The sequence below is a fragment of the Marinomonas profundi genome (assembly GCF_020694005.1).
In the GTDB taxonomy this organism is placed as follows: Bacteria; Pseudomonadota; Gammaproteobacteria; order Pseudomonadales; family Marinomonadaceae; genus Marinomonas; species Marinomonas profundi.
In genome coordinates, this window is the sequence record NZ_CP073013.1 from 3,119,558 (window position 1) to 3,136,803 (window position 17,246).

Here is a 17,246-nt window from a genome sequence, read left to right on the forward strand (position 1 = left end):
TCGAGCAGGCTTTTATTGAGGCTCTGTTGTCCCGTCCTGAAATAGGTTTATTCTTGGGTCACTTTGCCAAAAGGCATGCCCATCTTCGTTGGGCTTTCTGCCTGTAGTGATGCTTCCCAGTTAACGGCGTTCTTGCCAAATAAGACAATGGCGGTTGAACCTAGTTTGAATCGGCCCATTTCTTCGCCTTTGTTAATTTCAATCTTGCTGAGCTCGCTGTAGTCCCAAGTGACGACATTTTTGTTGAACGGCGTGACTTGTCCTGCCCAGACGGTTTCTATGCTGGCGACAATCATGGCGCCTACCAGTATCACGGCCATTGGGCCTGCTTCTGTGTCAAATAAGCAAACGGTGCGTTCATTGCGCGCAAAAACATTGGGGATTTGCTCTGCGGTGACTTTGTTGACAGAAAATAGCTTGCCTGGGATGTGGATCATTTTGGTTAATTTGCCAGTCAGTGGCATGTGCACGCGATGATAATCTTTAGGCGATAAATAAACGGTTGCGAAAGTGCCGCCTAAAAATTGATTGGATAGAGCCGCATCGCCACCCAGTAGGCTGGTCAGGCTGTAATGGTGGCCTTTGGCTTGAAATAATGTGCCGTGTTCAATGTGACCAAGTTGACTGATAGCGCCATCGGCTGGGCAGGCAATACTCTTGTCTTCGTCACAGATGGGGCGTAGTTCAGGGCGAATGGCGCGGGTGAAAAAATCATTAAAATTGCGATAGGACAAGGGGTTGCTGTTTACCGCTTCGGACATGTCGACTTGGTATTTTTTGACAAATTGACCGATAAACGTGTTTTTCACCCAGCTGTTTTCGCATTCTGCTATTCGGCCGATGGCACGGGATAGGGTTTTTTGTGGTGTGATGTGTTGTGCAAAGGCAAAAATTTGATCTTTCGTCACGGTGTTTGTCCTGATGTTGATGAATTTATACTGGCGTGTGGCTGATTAAAGACACGATGTGTTTAAGGTTTTTGTAATCTTGTTCATTAAATTCTGTGCGCGATTCTAGCCAAAATAGGGACATTTCGTTGTCTGCGGTTGGGGTCGACGCCAACATGAGGTGGCTGTTTGTCTCAATAATTTGGCCTGAGGTATGAGGTAATTCTGCTCGTAGTTTGTCTAACTTTGAACCGAATAAGTGTGTTGCCGATTTCGTTGTAGACAGTTTTTTAAATACCTCAGAAGGGGCGTTCCATTGAATGTTTCGGATGGTTTCACTTTGATAGCCGGATTGGAACAGGGGTGTTGTGGTGGCGTTTGAATTTGAATGTTTAAAAATAATGCTGTGTTGCGCATTTGGGATGGCCTGCTTGATGGTCTTTAGTGCAAGGCTGGCTTTTTGTTTTGTGTCTGTGTCCGTTGCCTTTTCTAAGGCTTTTTTTAGGGTTGTGATCGGCGAAATGGCGACTTTTGTGGTCTGATCCATTTTGCTTTCACTGTATAGATTAGGGTCAAGCAGCTGCTGTGCAAGAGGGGCTCTTCCGCCTGTGTTGTATAGTGTGGCGGCTTCGGCGCTGGCTAAGTGGGCAGACTGTATGATTTCGCCTAGGTGCCGATGTATGGCCGTTGAGACAACTCGGTAGAAAAAAGGCAGGTTCTTTGCGTTCCATCCCATTAGATTGGCTTGGTGTGCGACCTTGTTTGCACAGTAAGAAAAAATAAGAGGGTTGTTCGTTAATATGTTGAGTCGTTTGTCTTCGGTAAAGCCCGGTAGCTCATCGGGATGATGCGCTAAATGCGCCAAAGACTGCAGCTCTTTGTGGTTGGGTACGTGTTTGGTCAAAAATGAGTCGATGATTTTATTCGGCGTGTTCCAAGCATGACAAAGGTGGACGGTGAGTTCATCAATTCGACATCCTAAGGTGCTGATTTCTGCTTGGCTGGCTTGTTCCCCCTGTTTTATTTTTTGATTGAGCGTGGTCATGGTGGGGTAAGCGTAGAACCACAATAACCATCTGGCGGCATCACGAAATAGCGTGACCCAAAAAATATCGTCTTCGTGGCTTGAGAGTTTCTTGATGGTCCAGTGCCTCGCGATGGCGGCGGCTTCATAGCTGGTCTGTAGTTCGCTCAAAAAGGCAATGAGGTGCGCTGATTTTTTTTTGCTGATTTCGTAAGGAATGAATTGTGGTAAGAGTTTTTCTAGACCTTTCATGCCAACGATGGCGGCGGCATGGAAGGGGGTTTTTATTTCGTTGTTTTTATTCGGCACAATTCTATTGGCTTCGTTTAATATGGCGAAAGCAAGTAGAGGGTCCGATGCGATGTTGGCTTGTATGCCATCCAGCGTGTCTTCTGTTCGTTTGATTTGAGTTTTTAGCCGCGCCAAATTAACCGCTCTGACGGGGAATCTTTTGTTTTTTAAAAAATGTAGCCACTCGTTTAGGCCAGAAGGTGTTGTGTCGTTCCCAAAAGGTGTTGTGTCGTTCATAGCAGATGACATTTATAGCTCGGTTGGTTGTGAGTGTTTTGGCCTATTAGCGTTTTTGGTTAACAAGTCAGGCGACAAATTAAAGTGACTGTTTGCCTTTCTCTATGTGCTCTTATGTTTTGATCTCGTCAATCATACTGTATATTGAGATCAGAGCATACTTTGTCAGTATTAAGGAAGAAAATATGTTTGCGTTCGCGGGCGTGCTAGTGGTTATTGTGAGTGTGGTGTTTGGTTACTTGGCATCACATGGAAAAATGTTGGCGCTATGGCAGCCGTTTGAAGTGGTGATTATCTGTGGTTCTGCGTTAGGTGCTTTTATGGTTGCGAATCCATTTGTGCTGCAGAAAAAAGTATTTAGCATGTTGCCGCAAGTGTTTTCAGGTAGTCGTCATAATAAGCGCTTTTACACTCAGTTGCTGGGGTTGATGTACTGCCTTTTTCATAAAAGTCGCCAAAATGGCTTTTTGTCGATTGAAGAAGACATTGAATCGCCTTTTACAAGTGAGTTATTTAATCGTTTTCCTGATGTGATTCGAGATCATGAGGTGATCAATTTTTTGACCGATAATTATCGGATTTTTACATTGACCGGTTTGCCTGCTTACGAAATGGAGGCAATTATGGACAATGAAATCGAGCAAATCCAAGAGGAACTTGTCGCTCCAAGCCATGCTTTGAATCGAGTCGCTGAGGCGTTGCCGGGGTTTGGTATCGTGGCGGCGGTATTGGGGATTGTTATTACCATGGGGTCTATCGGTGGCCCTTTGGAAGAGATAGGGACACACGTAGCGGCGGCGTTAGTGGGGACTTTTTTGGGTATCTTCTTTGGTTATGGTTTTGTTGGGCCGGCGGCTTCTCACTTGGAAAGTTTAGGGACTCATGAGCTGAAAGCTTATTTGTGTGTTAAGGCTTGTTTGAATTCCATTGTTTCTGGCTATGCTCCTCCTGTTGCGGTGGAAACGGGGCGCAAATTATTGCCGCCTGATATGCGGCCGAGTTTTATTGAGTTGTCGAATGATCTTAGGCAGTACCGTTGATATTCGATTAATTCGAGTGAAGGAGAGTATGGGATGGCGTTAGGCTCGAATGGGGTGGTGATTCGCCGCGTTAAGAAAGTCAAAAAAGCAGGTGGGCACAGTGGTGCGTGGAAAATTGCGTTGGCTGATTTTGCCTTAGCAATGATGGCGCTTTTTTTGGTTTTGTGGTTGTTGAGTGTGGCCTCTCCAGAAGAGTTGGCAAGCATCGAGGGGTATTTTCAAGATCCGACAGGAAAATCCACCGCAGGTTATAGTGCGAACCCGATTGATTTGGGTGGAAGTCCTGCAAAGAGCACAGAGAAAAAGTTGGACTTGCAGTTGCCTGAAGTTGGCAGTACCGATGTAATGTCTCGCGACACCCGATCAGGCAATGGTTCGGAATCAGCGGACTCTAATAGTCTAAATGATGTGCTGCGTGACGAAATGGAAAGAATGAATATAGTGGTTTCTGAGGTCGCTAATTTGCGCATTGAAATTACGCCATTGGGGGTTCGAATTACATTATTGGATGACCCTAATAAGCCTATGTTTGAGCGTGGCAGTGCTCGAATGATGCCGGATATTGAAAATACCTTACTGAGTATGGCGCCCATTTTTAATAAGGTGACAAACCCCATCGTGATCACAGGGCATACGGATTCTTCGAGTTTTAGCGGTGCGGGGCGTCTTGATAATTGGGACTTATCCGCTATGCGGGCGAACGCGGCGCGTCATATGTTGGCAGAAGGCGGAGTGGAAGATAAGCGTATTGCACAGGTGATTGGTTTGTCAGATACCATTCCCTATAATCGCTCTAATACTGATGCGGCTGAAAATCGGCGCATTAGCATTACGTTATTGACGGACGATGCCTATAAAAAATTGCTGGATCAGAATCGTCGTAATTTTGGTAATCCTGCCCAGCAATCTGATATAAAACTCACGCCTGCGACGCTTTTTTAAAAAGCGTGGTTGTCTCGAATAGATTGTTTAATCCGTAAGAAGCTTTGAAAGCGGTGTTCGGTGATGTCACCTTTTTTCAATGCTTCTAGGATGGCGCATCCGGGCTCTTTTTCATGGGCGCAGTCGCGGAATCGGCAGTAGCCAACATGTGGCCTGAATTCAATAAAGCCATTCAGTAATTCTTCTTCCGAAATATGCCACAGACCAAATTCGCGTATACCGGGAGAGTCGATGAGGTCTCCGCCTTTTGGCATATGGAAAAGTCGCGCGGTGGTGGTGGTGTGTACGCCTTTTTTGCGCTTCTGAGATAGCTCGCCAATGCTAATGTCGATGCCTGGTAATAAGGTGCCGATAAGGGACGATTTCCCGACACCGGATTGGCCAACAAACACACTGGTTTTGTCTTGTAAAAAATCGTAGAGGACTTCCATTCCGGCTTGTTGCTTAATAGATGTTCTGATGATTTTGTAATTCAAATCTTCATAGGTTTTTAGAAGGCTGTCTAAGCCTGCTTGGTTGCTGCTATCAATCAAGTCGCATTTATTCAGCAAAATGACTGGCGGAATGCCAACCGTTTCGGCCGCGACTAAATAGCGATCGATTAAATTAGCGTGGGCGACTGGCTCGGCGGCGATGACAACGACGATGTGGTCTATATTGGCAGCAACGGGTTTTAGTCTGCCGTGCATGTCTGGCCGCGACAGTGAGGTGTGTCGTGGTGTGGTGGCAACGACCACACCGCCTTCATTTTGTTTGGGGCGCCAAACGACTTTGTCTCCAGTAACGAGCTGACCTAGGTTTGCTCGTAAGTTGCAGCGTGTGGAAATACCAATAAAAGGCGCCTGCGTGCCTTCAACTTCAACTTGGGTGCCGAAGTGAGAAATGATAATGCCTTCTGTTTCGGGGCCGAGGTCTGAAGACTGGAGGAGTTCTTCGGCAATATCGCCGCGTTTTTGGGTGCGTTCTACACGCTCTTGTTGAATTCTTTCGATTCGCCAAGTTTGTTGTTTGGTAAGTTTTCGCTTCGACATTGGATTCGTCTGGTCATAAAGTAAGGCGCATAGAGTATAATGCTTGGCAATGATAATAAAGGACTTGGATGGTTATGAGCTTAAATGAAGAAAATTTAGTGTGGATTGATCTTGAAATGACAGGGTTAGACCCAGATCAGGACACCATTATTGAAATTGCGACGGTTGTCACGGACAAGCACTTGAATGTGCTGGCAAAAGGGCCGAACCTTGTTATTCATCAAGAAAAAGCCGTGATGGATGCGATGGATGAGTGGTGTACGCAGCATCATGGTGATTCAGGTTTGACCGCTCGGGTGTTGTCTTCGGACATTAGTATGGCGCAAGCGGAAGACGAAACGATTAAGTTTCTGGCGCAATATGTACCAGCAGGTAAATCGCCTATTTGTGGTAACAGTGTTGGCCAAGATCGTCGTTTTTTATACCGTTACATGCCGAATCTGGAAGTGTTTTTCCATTACCGTTATTTGGATGTTAGTACGGTGAAAGAGTTGGCTAGACGGTGGAAGCCAGAAGCGTTGGAGGGGTTTCATAAAACCGGCGCTCACTTGGCCTTGGATGATATTTTAGAGTCTATTGGCGAATTAAAACATTACCGCCGGACTATGTTTGGTCTGGATGATAAAGAATAAATGATGTTGCGATGATTTTGGGGCAAGCCTTATTAAAACGTTAAGGCTTGTTTTTTTATTTGTTGCTAGTTTAGTGCTGAAATGCCATCCCAGATAAGTTTGACCCCGGTGAGAAAGAGAAAGCTGTACATGGCTTTGAAAAACACTGTGGTGGATATTTTGTAATGTAGCCAAGCACCGAGTTGAACGCCTAAAAAAGCCACGGGTATAAAGCTGAGTGAGAGCAGTATATTTGAGGTGTTAAATTGCCCAAGCATGCCGTATGGAATGAGCTTAACGTAGTTGATTGCAGTGAATATAACGGCTGCGGTTGCGACGTATTGGGTTTTATCAAGATTGGCTCGGAGTAAATATACGCTCATTGGCGGTCCACCCGCATGAGCAATAAAGCTGGTGAAGCCGCCAAGGCCGCACCAAAACTTGCCTGCAATGGCGCTAAGTGGCTCGAGTGGCGTGACTCGATTTTTTCTTGGCCAAGCGTTGAGTGTAAAGCCCACAGCAATAACGCCTACCATTATTTTTAGCCAATCGGTCGAAAACCACGATGCCGTCAATCCGCCAATAATAACGCCTATGATAGCGGCTGGAATGCACTTGATAAGCTGCTCTGTGTTCCACTTCTTCCAGAATTTTTGCACGGTAAAAATGTCCATCATGCATAAAATAGGCAGCATAATAGCGGCCGCTACGGTGGGGGACGTTTGCAGAGAGATAAGTGGTACCGCAATGATACCAAAGGCTCCAGAAAAACCACCTTTAGAGATGCCGGTGATAAAAACGGCAATGGCAATGAGGGAGATAAGTAACCAATCCATAGAAGTCCTTGGTAGGTGTTTGCGGTTGATGAGATACAGTGTTGGCTAATTATGAGTGAATACGGCTTGTTTCAAAAGGCTTCTGTATTAGAATTGTCATTATAAGGCTGGCTGACTCGTTAAGCCGTATTTTGGTGGAAAGGAATGGTGGAAAGGAATAGTGGCAATGCGAATAGAAAAAGAAGTGTACGGTGAAGAGGCGATGGAGCGGTTAGGAGGGTCTATTGCTTTGGTTTTAAAAAACGGTGGAGTGGTCTATTTAGAGGGTGACTTAGGGATGGGTAAAACCACCTTGGTAAGAGGGGTATTACGAGGCTTGGGGTATCAAGGGCCCGTAAAAAGTCCAACCTATACTCTTGTTGAGCCGTATGAATTAAGTGGTTTAGAGGTCAATCATTTTGACCTGTATCGAGTGGCCGATGCCGAAGAGCTTGAGTATATGGGGATTCGCGATTACTTTACAGAAGGCAGCTTGTGTTTGATTGAATGGGCAGATATGGGGCGTGGCGTGCTTCCTGAGGCGGATTGGGTTATTTCTCTCGGTCTGATTCGGCAAGGTCGTCATGTTTCTTTAGAGGCGCAAACAGAAAAAGGCTATGCCGCTTTTCATGCTTTGCAAAAGGTTATTACTTCTTGATGTATAGATGTCTTTACTATAAGTAAGATTGAGATCCATTTAATCAGCGGTTATAGTGTGACAGATATACTAGCTAGCTGTCTGATATGCATACTAAATTTCAAATTTGTGTTTTTGTTTTTATTAATTTAATCCTGTCTATTACATGTTCAAGTGTGGTGGCGGCAGAGGTTCGAGATATTCGCGTTGCTCAACAAGAGGGGGTGACGCGTTTGGTATTTGAGCTGTCTGAAGCCTCAGAGCATCGTATTTTTTCTCTTTCCAATCCAGAACGAATTGTTTTGGATGTTAGTAATGTCGCTTTAACTCCGTCTGTCGTTAATGGTTTGTCTGCGCTATCGTCTGATGTGTTGATGCGAATTCGTTATGCGAAGCGAGATGATGGTGTCCGCTTTGTGCTTGATCTCGCGCAATCGGCTAAGGCCAAAAGTACGGTGTTGGCGGCTAATGCGACTTATGGTCCTCGTATATTGGTTGAACTTGAGTATGGCGCTCGAAAGCCTGCCACCATTGTTAAAAGCTTAGCGAATTTGTCAAAAGAGAAGCGCGATATTGTGATTGCCATTGATCCTGGGCATGGCGGTAAAGACCCAGGAGCATTGGGGCAGTACAAGGTCCGAGAAAAAGATATTGTTTTGTCGATTGGTAAAGAGTTGGCGAGTCGAATCAATGCGGTGGATGGGTTTAAAGCGGTATTGACACGATCGACCGATACTTACCTTCAGCTGCGTGACCGCTCTCGTGTGGCACGTGAGGCGAATGCGGATTTAATGATTTCAGTTCATGCAGACGCTTTTACTCAACCGAGTGCGCGCGGTGCGTCGGTTTGGGCGCTCTCTTTGAGCGGTAAGACTTCTGAGATGGGGCGGTGGTTGGCTCAACAGGAAAATTCGGCTGATCTGGTCGGCGGTATTTCATTGGATGATAAAGATCAGCTGTTGGCGGAAGTGCTGTTGGATATGTCGATGAACTCGACTATTCAGATGAGTTTAAACGTTGGGAATAGCGTGTTGGGTGAAATGAGAGGCGTGGCTGTGTTGCATAAAGATACGGTGCAGCAGGCGGGTTTTGTGGTGTTGAAATCACCTGATATTCCTTCTATTTTGGTTGAAACTGGGTTTGTTTCTAATAAAACCGAGGCGAAGAATTTATCTAGTAGAGCGTACCGGGTCAAGCTGGCAACATCGATTGCTAAGGGTGTGGTTGATTATTTTACCAAGAATGCCCCTGATGGTACCTTGGTGGCTTGGAAGCAAAAAAAGCATTCTGACTATATTTACACGGTAGATAAAGGCGATACTTTGTCGGAGATTGCGCGTCGCAATCAAGTTCCTCTGCCGACCTTGCGTCAAGCTAATAATTTGAATAACGATGTTATTCGGATAGGTCAGAAGCTCGTTATACCAGCTGGGTAAATTTTTTAAGTTCTTAGGTTCTTATTGTTGTTGTTTTTTAGGCCCTTATTGTTAGTAATAAGGGTTGTTTTCATACATAAAGGTCGCTCATGCAAAGAATTAGTCTTTTATCTCCGCGTTTAGCGAACCAAATTGCGGCGGGAGAGGTGGTCGAACGGCCTGCTTCCGTAGTGAAGGAGTTACTCGAAAATAGCCTAGATGCTGGATCGTCGCAGCTTGATATTGATGTCGAGCAGGGCGGCGTAAGACGTATAAAAATACGCGATAATGGCACGGGGATTATGAAAGACGATTTGTCTTTGGCCTTGAGTCGTCATGCGACCAGTAAAATTATTACGTTGGATGATTTGGAGGCGGTTCGTACGCTTGGTTTCCGAGGCGAGGCGTTAGCCAGTATCAGCTCGGTGTCTCGGATGCATCTTACCTCTCAGGCTGAAAATGAAGTGGAAGCTTGGCGTGTTGAGGCGGAGGGAAAAGACATGGCGACGGCGATTCGCCCTGCTTCACATCCACAAGGCACGACGATTGAAGTGCGTGATTTATTCTTCAATACCCCTGCTCGGCGCAAGTTTTTGCGCACAGAGAAAACCGAATTTGCGCATCTAGAAGAAGTGGTGAAAAGGCTGGCGTTAAGTCGTTATGAGACAGGTTTTCGCTTAAGTCATAATGGCAAGCAGGTTTATGATTTGCGTCCTGTCACTGATCAGCTGCATGCTGAGCATAGGTTGGCGACCTTACTGGGTAAAAAATTCATTGAAAACTCGTTGACATTAGATGTTGAAGCGGCGGGGTTGCGTCTGTGGGGGTGGATTGGTTTGCCGACCTTTTCACGGTCTCAGGCAGATCTGCAGTATTTCTTTGTGAATGGTCGCGTGGTGAAAGACAAATTAGTCGCTCATGCGGTGCGTCAGGCTTATCGCGATGTTTTGTATAATGGCCGTCATCCTACCTTTGTTTTGTATCTAGAATTAGACCCTTCAACAGTTGATGTCAATGTTCATCCTACCAAGCATGAAGTGCGCTTTCGTGATGGTCGCTTGGTGCATGATTTCTTGTTTAGCCGAATTCACAAAGCGATTGCGGATGTGCGGCCTGAATCTGATGCGGCGCCTACGGGGATACAGGATTCTGTTAGCAGTGAGCCTGCGCTATATGGTGCGAGCATTACTGAGCAATCCGCTTTACCCTTGTCTAATCGACCCAGCGCTACGTCAATGGATTGGATGCGGTCAGCGTCAAACTCATTGGGTGCTTCCGAGGTGCGAGGGCAGCTTGACGGTATGAGTCGCCTTTCGGGTTATGCTCAAGAATATGTGTCTACCACTGAAACAGTTGACCCTGAAACAGGTGAAGTGCGAGAAGTGTCTTCTCCTAGTAGCTTGGGGCAGGGTGTCAATCCGTTGGTGAGGTCTGAAGGGGATTATCAAGCCGTGCCGCCGTTGGGTTTTGCGGTGGCGCAATTACATGGTGTGTATATTCTTTCTGAGAGTGAGCAAGGGCTGATTTTGGTGGATATGCACGCGGCTCATGAGCGAATTGTTTATGAGCGTATGAAAACGGCTTTTTATCAAAAAAACATTGCCTCTCAGCCCCTGTTGGTGCCGATTAATATTGCTGTGTCACAGAGTGAGGCAGACCTTGTTGAAGAAAATGGGTCGGTGTTTGAGTCGTTTGGCTTTCGTGTAGAAAGAACGGGGTTAGAAAGTGTGATGGTGCGTGAGGTGCCAGTAATATTGATCCGAGGCGATGTAGAGAGCCTGGTGCGTGATGTGATTAGTGATTTGTCCGCGAACGGTGTGTCGGATTTAATGGCGTCTCGGGCGAATGAGCTGATGGCGTCTATGGCGTGCCATGGTGCTGTGCGGGCGAATCGTAAACTGACGATTGCGGAAATGAATAGTCTGCTTCGGGATATGGAAGTAACGGAGCGCAGTGGTCAATGCAATCATGGTCGACCGACTTGGGCGCATTTAACTATGTCTGATTTGGATAAACTCTTTTTGAGGGGGCGTTAATATGGCAAAGCCACATGTTGTTTGTTTGATGGGGCCGACGGCCTCGGGGAAAACCGGGTTGGCCGTCGAATTGGCTCAGCATCATGATTTTGAGATTATTAGCGTCGATTCTGCTTTAGTGTACAAAGGGATGGACATTGGTACGGCAAAGCCCGATGCGGATTTGTTGTCTAAAGCGCCCCATCGACTGATTGATATTATAGACCCGCTTGAGTCTTATTCGGCGGCTGATTTTGTGACAGACGCGGTTGAGCAGGCGCAAGAGATTTTGTCGAAAGGCAAGACGCCGCTTTTGGTGGGGGGCACCATGATGTATTTTAATGCCCTGCAAAAAGGGTTGGCAGAAATGCCCACTGCCAATGCTGAATTGCGCGCTATTATAGAAGGTGAGGCCGCGCTGAAAGGTTGGCCTGCATTGCATGAAGAATTGCAAAAAATTGACCCTGAAGCCGCTTTGCGTATCCATCCTAATGATCCGCAGCGCCTGCAGAGGGCGCTTGAGGTGTTTCGTTTGACGGGGCGGTCTATGACCCAGCTTTGGGCTGAGCAAGAGCCCGTTTCTTTGCCATTTGAGATGATCAATATGGCGGTCATGCCGAAAGAGCGAAGTGTTTTGCATGAGCGTATTGAGCAGCGTTTTTATGAGATGATGGAGCAGGGCTTTTTGGCTGAGGTTGAGGGGCTTTATCGGCGTGGAGATTTGTCTATTGATATGCCTTCAATGCGTTGTGTTGGTTATCGACAGTTGTGGCAGTATTTAGAGGGTGATGATTTGCTAGATGATGCTATCTTTAAGGGGGTGGTGGCGTCTCGTCAGTTGGCTAAAAGGCAGTTAACTTGGCTACGAGGTTGGGAAGATTTAATGATTTTTGATAGTTTGTCAAAAGATCTTGTGCCTGAGGCCTTGAATTACATCGAAAGCAAGATTATATAGGGGAAATCGGTAATAAATTGGTGTAGTATCTACGATATTGTTTTATCAATATTTAATTTAATTTTTTGCGCTTACTTAAGGAGATTCCAATGTCAAAAGGGCAATCATTACAAGACCCTTATCTAAATATTCTACGTAAAGAAAGAGTGCCAGTGTCTATCTTTCTTGTAAATGGAATTAAGCTTCAAGGTCAAATCGAATCATTCGATCAGTTTGTGATTCTATTGAAAAATACCGTTAGTCAAATGGTTTATAAACATGCCATTTCGACGGTAGTGCCTTCTCGTACTATCCGCGTCCCGTCTCCTGATCAGCCGGAAGATGCTGCTGAATAGTTTGTCTTTAATCGGGCAAGCAGAGGAATACCATATTGTTTTTTGAACGTCCAGATAGTGGTGAAATAGCTGTATTGGTCCATATAGATTTTAATGATCAAAAAGAATCTTATGGACCTGAAGAGTTTGTTGAACTTGCTATTTCGGCTGGTGCAGACCCTGTTGCTGTTGTTTCGGGGTCTCGTCAGCGTCCTGATGCTAGGTACTTTATTGGTACTGGTAAGTTAGCCGAAATAAAAGATATTGTGGATCGAGAAGAGGCGCAAGTTGTGCTTTTTGATCATGCTTTGTCCCCTTCCCAAGAGCGCAATCTAGAAAGTGTTTTGCAGTGCCGGGTGCTTGATCGCACCGGGCTCATACTTGATATTTTTGCTCAGCGTGCGCGTACCCATGAGGGTAAGTTGCAGGTAGAGTTAGCGCAATTACAACATATGTCGACCCGTCTTATTCGAGGCTGGACACACCTAGAGCGCCAAAAAGGCGGTATAGGGATGCGTGGCCCCGGTGAAACTCAGCTTGAGACTGACCGTCGATTGCTTAGAGAGCGTATCAAGGCTATTCAAAAAAGGTTGGCAAAAGTAGGTTCTCAGCGTGATCAGAATCGTCGGTCTCGTGATCGATCTTCTGTACCAACCGTTTCTTTGGTTGGTTATACCAACGCGGGTAAGTCAACCTTGTTTAATCGTGCTACTGGTGCCGATGTTTATGCTGCGGATCAGTTGTTTGCGACACTGGATCCGACGTTGAGACGTTTGGATATAGAACAGATTGGCTCTATTGTGTTGGCGGATACTGTTGGCTTTATTCGTCAATTGCCTCATCGATTGATTAAAGCGTTTCAGGCGACCTTAAAAGAGTCTTCGGAAGCGGATTTGTTATTGCATGTGGTGGATGCGGCCGATGTATCTCGTGATGAGAATATGGCTCATGTCGATTCTGTGCTAGAAGAAATTGGTGCGAATGAAGTGCCAATGCTGATTGTGTTTAATAAAATTGATGCCTTGCCAACGGCAGAGCCCCGAATCGATAGAGATGCTAACGGGAACCCTTTTCGAGTTTGGTTGTCTGCTCGTGATGGTCAGGGCATTGATTTACTTAAACAGGCGATAGCTGAGCTATTGGCGGAAGATGTTTTTAGTGAAACGCTTTATTTGCCCAGTAAGTATGGGCGCTTAAGGGCGATGCTGTTTGAGCATGGAGCGGTGAGGTCGGAGCGCTTTGATGAAACCGGTCAATTTGTGCTTGATGTAAAACTGCCAAAAAAAGATTATTTACAGATTCTGGCTCGTGCTGGTATGTCTGAAGATCAGATAGAAATCACCTGAGCTGTACAGTGTTATCATTAAAATAAAGTGGAGATGTAGTATGGCCTGGAATGAACCGGGTAATAACGACAATGACCCATGGAATCCAGATAAAAACCGTAATAATGGTGCTGGGCGTCCGGACGAAGGTCGTGAGAAAGACGCCGATAAAGATCCTTGGGGTCGCAAGCCTGGAGGCAAAGAGCAAGGTCCTCCGGATTTGGATGAGGCTTTTCGTAAATTGATGGATATGTTGGGCGTTAAAAAGTCCCGCAAATCTGGTGGTCCCAATGGTGGTGACTCGGGTATGTCTAACAAATTTGGTGGTGGCATAATTGCCATTATTTTGTTGGCTTTGCTTGCTTTGTGGGCAGCGACCGGGGTTTATCAGGTTGATCAGCAAGAGCGAGGTGTTGTGCTTCGTTTGGGTAAGTATCATTCTACTGTGATGCCTGGGTTGCATTGGAATCCTCCCATGATCGACACCGTTAGCAAGGTGAATGTCACTAAAGTACGTTCTCATGATCATAAAGCGCTGATGCTGACAGTTGATGACGCTATCGTCGAGGTTGGTATTTCTGTGCAGTATTCTGTTCAGGATCCAAAAGACTTTTTGATTAATGTTCGTAGCCCAGAGGACTCTCTGGCGCAAATTACAGAAAGTGCACTTCGCCATGTGGTGGGCAGTTCTGAAATGGATCAGATTTTAACTCAGGGTCGTGAATTGTTGGCGGCTGAAGTTAAGGCACGGATTCAGGATTACAGTACAGCTTATGGTACTGGCGTATTGATTTCGAAAGTCAACGTAGAAAATACTCAGGCTCCTTCTCAGGTGCAAGAGGCGTTTGATGACGTTATTAAAGCGAAAGAGGATGAGTTGCGTGTACGTAATGAAGCCGAATCTTATGCTAATGGTGTTATTCCTGAGGCTCGAGGTCGAGCGCAACGTATTCGTGAGGAAGCTGAAGCTTACCGTTCTGAAATTGTTGCTCGAGCAAGTGGTCAGGCCGATCGTTTTGATCGTTTGTATCGTGAGTATACTAAAGCGCCAGACGTGACACGTCGTCGTTTGTATATTGAAACGATGGAGACGGTTTATAAAGATGTGAATAAAGTGGTTGTTGACACCGAGGGTGGAAATAACATGATGTATTTGCCTTTAGATCAGCTTATGAAACAGCGTGCGGAATCGTCTAGCGCGATTGGTTCTGCTGGTTCGGGAAATATTGGGGCGTTAACTGATCAGGTTCTTGATGAGATACGTAAGCGCCAAAGTGCAACGATCCGTAGAGAGGGCAGAAACTAATGAAAGGCTTTTCTTTTTCCATTTTATTTGTTGTTCTTCTCGGTGTGCTGATTGCTTCTCAAACGCTTTTCGTTGTTAAAGAAACAGAGCGAGCGTTAGTGTTGAAATTTGGTGAAATTGTTCAAGAGGATGTGCAGCCTGGTATTCACTTTAAGCTGCCAATCATGAATGATGTCAAAAAGTTTGATGCGCGAATCTTAACAATGGACTCTCAACCTCAGCGTTACCTAACGTTAGAGAAGAAAGCTGTTATTGTTGATTCTTATGTCAAATGGAAGATTGATTCTGTTGCTAAGTTCTATCAAGCAACGTCTGGTGATGAGTTTGTTGCTAACCGAGTTTTGTCTTCCCGTGTTGATACCGGGTTGCGGAACAAATTTGGTGAGCGAACGATGCACGAAGTGGTTTCTGGTCAGCGAGATCAGTTAATGACGGAGTTGCGTGATGATCTGAACCAGGTCGCTCAGAATGAATTGGGTATTTCCATTGTTGATATTCGTGTTAAACGCATTGATTTGCCGTCTGATGTGAGTGAATCTGTTTATCAACGGATGAGAACAGAGCGTGAACGTGAAGCTCGTGAGCACAGATCGAAAGGTTTGGAGCTGGCAGAGGGGATACGTGCTGATGCCGATCGTCAGAAAGTGGTTCTTGAAGCGGAAGCGCAACGCGATGCTGAGATGATTCGCGGTGATGGTGATGCTAAAGCAGCGGCTATATACTCGAATGTGTATACGCAGGACCCTGAGTTTTACGAGTTTTATCGTAGTCTTCAAGCGTACCGTGAAAGCTTTAATGGCAATAATGATCTGTTTGTCCTTGAGCCAGACAGTGAATTCTTTAAGTATTTGAATAGCTCTGTTCGTGGCGGTACTAAATAGGGTGAATATTCGTCAATAATCGTACGTGAAGCCTATTTGTTAAAATGGGAAACATGATACTATTACACAAACCGGGCCAAGCCCGGTTTTTTAATGGTCAAAATAAAGAGAATCTATGCAGGAATTGTTGCAGTCGCTGCTGGTTGGCGTCAGCCTTTTATTGATCGCCGAGGGTTTTTTGCCGTTTCTGGCTCCAGCTGTTTGGAGAGAGGTGATGGTAAAAGCTATCGCGAGCTCAGATTTGAATTTGCGTATTCTGGGGGCGGTTAGTATGTTTCTTGGATTAATGCTTCTTTTGCTGACACGAAGCTAAGAGGATAATTTAATGACATTAGCAGATCGTTGGTTGCTTCCCGAGGGTGTTGATGAGGCGTTGCCTGAGCAGGCCGCTAAAATTGAACACCTCAGAAGAACTCTGCTTAATCTCCATGAAAGTTGGGGATATCAATTAGTAATACCTCCTCTTTTAGAGTATTTGGATTCCCTCCTTACTGGTGCTGGTTCAGACCTAGAAATTGAAACCTTTAAAGTGATTGACCAATTATCCGGTCGGCTTTTAGGGATACGTGCGGATTTTACTTCTCAAGTTGCTCGTATTGATGCGCATTGCCTTAAAGATGAAGGGGTTCAGCGCCTGAGCTATTGTGGTAGTGTTTTGCGAACCATGCCGGCAGGTTTGGATGGTACTCGTAGCCCGATTCAATTAGGGGCAGAAATTTATGGGCATGGCGGCGTAGAGAGTGATGTTGAGGTTTTATCTTTAATGTTACAAACCTTATCTGTCGCTGGTTTGTCTAATCTTGTTCTTGATTTAGGGCATGTTGATGTGGTGAGTGGCGTTCTCGCGGCTTGCGACCTTAGTGCGGATCAGGAAAACAAATTGGTTGAATTGTATAAAGCCAAAGATTTGCCTGAGCTTGACCGATATGTTGAAGGGCTTGATGGCTTACGTGCCGATCAGCGGCGGTGGCTAGTTGGTTTACCGCGCCTGTGTGGCGGTAAAGAAGTGTTGGGTCATGCGACAGATTTGCTTGGTGGCGTAAATGAGTCTATCCAAGAGGCCATTGTTTTGTTGAAGGCGATCGGTGAGTCGATTAGTCAGCGTTTTCCTGATGTCGGTTTGCATTTTGATCTGAGTGATTTGGTTTCGTATAGCTATCATACCGGCGTTGTTTTTGCTGCTTATGTGCCAGGTCATGGTAATGCGATTGCTCGCGGTGGACGTTATAACAACATTGGGCAAGTGTTTGGTCGGTCTCGTCCAGCTTCAGGTTTTAGTACCGACGTGAAGGCTTTGGTTGCTTTGACTGATGTTGTGGTCAGTAAACCAAAAACAGTGCTGTCGCCAGTGTGTTCAAGTGATGGGCTTTGGCAGAAAGTGAATTCCCTGCGTGCTGAGGGGTATCGAGTGGTAGAGGTTTTGGATGACGTCTGCACTAGTGATGCGGATTTTCAGCTGAAATTTGTTGATGAAGTTTGGCAGTTGTTGCCACTTCAAAACTAGACTTTTCTTTAAGAAC

17 protein-coding genes are annotated in these 17,246 nt (G+C 45.7%); 13 read left to right on the top strand and 4 right to left on the bottom strand.

The genetic code is table 11. The features are described from left to right. Positions 1–47: 47 nt before the first annotated feature. Entirely contained in the window at positions 48–908 is an 861-nt protein-coding gene (asd, locus tag J8N69_RS14510) for an archaetidylserine decarboxylase (protein ID WP_168826231.1), read from the bottom strand. Between the two features lie 25 nt (positions 909–933). Continuing rightward, positions 934–2,451 (bottom strand): HDOD domain-containing protein, encoded by a 1,518-nt coding sequence (locus J8N69_RS14515; RefSeq protein ID WP_227803909.1) that lies wholly within the window; start codon positions 2,449–2,451, stop codon positions 934–936. A gap of 173 nt (positions 2,452–2,624) precedes the next feature. Between J8N69_RS14515 and motA the strand changes: the two genes are divergently transcribed. Continuing rightward, entirely contained in the window at positions 2,625–3,479 is an 855-nt protein-coding gene (gene motA / locus J8N69_RS14520; RefSeq protein WP_168826234.1) for a flagellar motor stator protein MotA, read from the top strand. Between the two features lie 33 nt (positions 3,480–3,512). Then, positions 3,513–4,421: a flagellar motor protein MotB gene (locus J8N69_RS14525; RefSeq protein ID WP_168826236.1), complete on the top strand. Its 909-nt coding sequence runs from the start codon at positions 3,513–3,515 to the stop codon at positions 4,419–4,421. On the opposite strand, the gene rsgA is transcribed toward J8N69_RS14525, so the two are convergent. Continuing rightward, complete coding sequence (gene rsgA, locus J8N69_RS14530) at positions 4,418–5,452, bottom strand: small ribosomal subunit biogenesis GTPase RsgA (protein WP_168826238.1); 1,035 nt, start codon at positions 5,450–5,452, stop codon at positions 4,418–4,420. The two genes, J8N69_RS14525 and rsgA, sit on opposite strands and share 4 nt — an antisense overlap. A gap of 74 nt (positions 5,453–5,526) precedes the next feature. On the opposite strand from rsgA, the gene orn reads away from it, so the two are divergent. Beyond that, complete coding sequence (gene orn / locus J8N69_RS14535) at positions 5,527–6,084, top strand: oligoribonuclease (protein ID WP_168826240.1); 558 nt, start codon at positions 5,527–5,529, stop codon at positions 6,082–6,084. 65 nt (positions 6,085–6,149) lie between these two features. On the opposite strand, the gene J8N69_RS14540 is transcribed toward orn, so the two are convergent. After that, positions 6,150–6,899 (bottom strand): sulfite exporter TauE/SafE family protein, encoded by a 750-nt coding sequence (locus J8N69_RS14540; protein WP_168826242.1) that lies wholly within the window; start codon positions 6,897–6,899, stop codon positions 6,150–6,152. Positions 6,900–7,065: 166 nt separating this feature from the next. On the opposite strand from J8N69_RS14540, the gene tsaE reads away from it, so the two are divergent. The 10 genes from tsaE to J8N69_RS14590 all read left to right on the top strand — a co-directional run bounded on the left by tsaE (position 7,066) and on the right by J8N69_RS14590 (position 17,230). After that, positions 7,066–7,536, top strand: coding sequence for a tRNA (adenosine(37)-N6)-threonylcarbamoyltransferase complex ATPase subunit type 1 TsaE (tsaE, locus tag J8N69_RS14545; RefSeq protein WP_168826244.1), 471 nt, complete (start codon positions 7,066–7,068; stop codon positions 7,534–7,536). An 86-nt stretch (positions 7,537–7,622) separates the two neighbouring features. Next, complete coding sequence (locus tag J8N69_RS14550; RefSeq protein ID WP_168826246.1) at positions 7,623–8,951, top strand: N-acetylmuramoyl-L-alanine amidase; 1,329 nt, start codon at positions 7,623–7,625, stop codon at positions 8,949–8,951. 89 nt (positions 8,952–9,040) lie between these two features. After that, positions 9,041–10,966, top strand: a complete 1,926-nt coding sequence (gene mutL / locus J8N69_RS14555) for a DNA mismatch repair endonuclease MutL (protein ID WP_168826248.1) — start codon at positions 9,041–9,043, stop codon at positions 10,964–10,966. 1 nt (position 10,967) lies between these two features. Next, positions 10,968–11,900, top strand: a complete 933-nt coding sequence (gene miaA, locus J8N69_RS14560; RefSeq protein WP_168826250.1) for a tRNA (adenosine(37)-N6)-dimethylallyltransferase MiaA — start codon at positions 10,968–10,970, stop codon at positions 11,898–11,900. Between the two features lie 89 nt (positions 11,901–11,989). Further along, a complete protein-coding gene (gene hfq / locus J8N69_RS14565; RefSeq protein ID WP_111607252.1) occupies positions 11,990–12,235 on the top strand; it encodes an RNA chaperone Hfq in 246 nt (81 codons plus the stop codon). 35 nt (positions 12,236–12,270) lie between these two features. Then, the gene (hflX, locus tag J8N69_RS14570; protein ID WP_168826251.1) at positions 12,271–13,560 is read left to right on the top strand and encodes a ribosome rescue GTPase HflX; all 1,290 of its coding nucleotides are present in this window, start codon (positions 12,271–12,273) and stop codon (positions 13,558–13,560) included. Between the two features lie 40 nt (positions 13,561–13,600). Further along, positions 13,601–14,845: an FtsH protease activity modulator HflK gene (gene hflK, locus J8N69_RS14575; protein WP_168826253.1), complete on the top strand. Its 1,245-nt coding sequence runs from the start codon at positions 13,601–13,603 to the stop codon at positions 14,843–14,845. Beyond that, a complete protein-coding gene (hflC, locus tag J8N69_RS14580; protein ID WP_168826255.1) occupies positions 14,845–15,726 on the top strand; it encodes a protease modulator HflC in 882 nt (293 codons plus the stop codon). Before hflK ends, hflC begins: the two co-directional genes overlap by 1 nt. Before the next feature lie 115 nt (positions 15,727–15,841). Further along, on the top strand, positions 15,842–16,039 hold the full coding sequence (locus J8N69_RS14585) for a DUF2065 domain-containing protein (RefSeq protein ID WP_168826257.1): 198 nt from the start codon (positions 15,842–15,844) through the stop codon (positions 16,037–16,039). A 12-nt stretch (positions 16,040–16,051) separates the two neighbouring features. Next, positions 16,052–17,230, top strand: a complete 1,179-nt coding sequence (locus J8N69_RS14590) for an ATP phosphoribosyltransferase regulatory subunit (protein ID WP_168826259.1) — start codon at positions 16,052–16,054, stop codon at positions 17,228–17,230. The last annotated feature ends 16 nt before the right edge of the window (positions 17,231–17,246 follow it).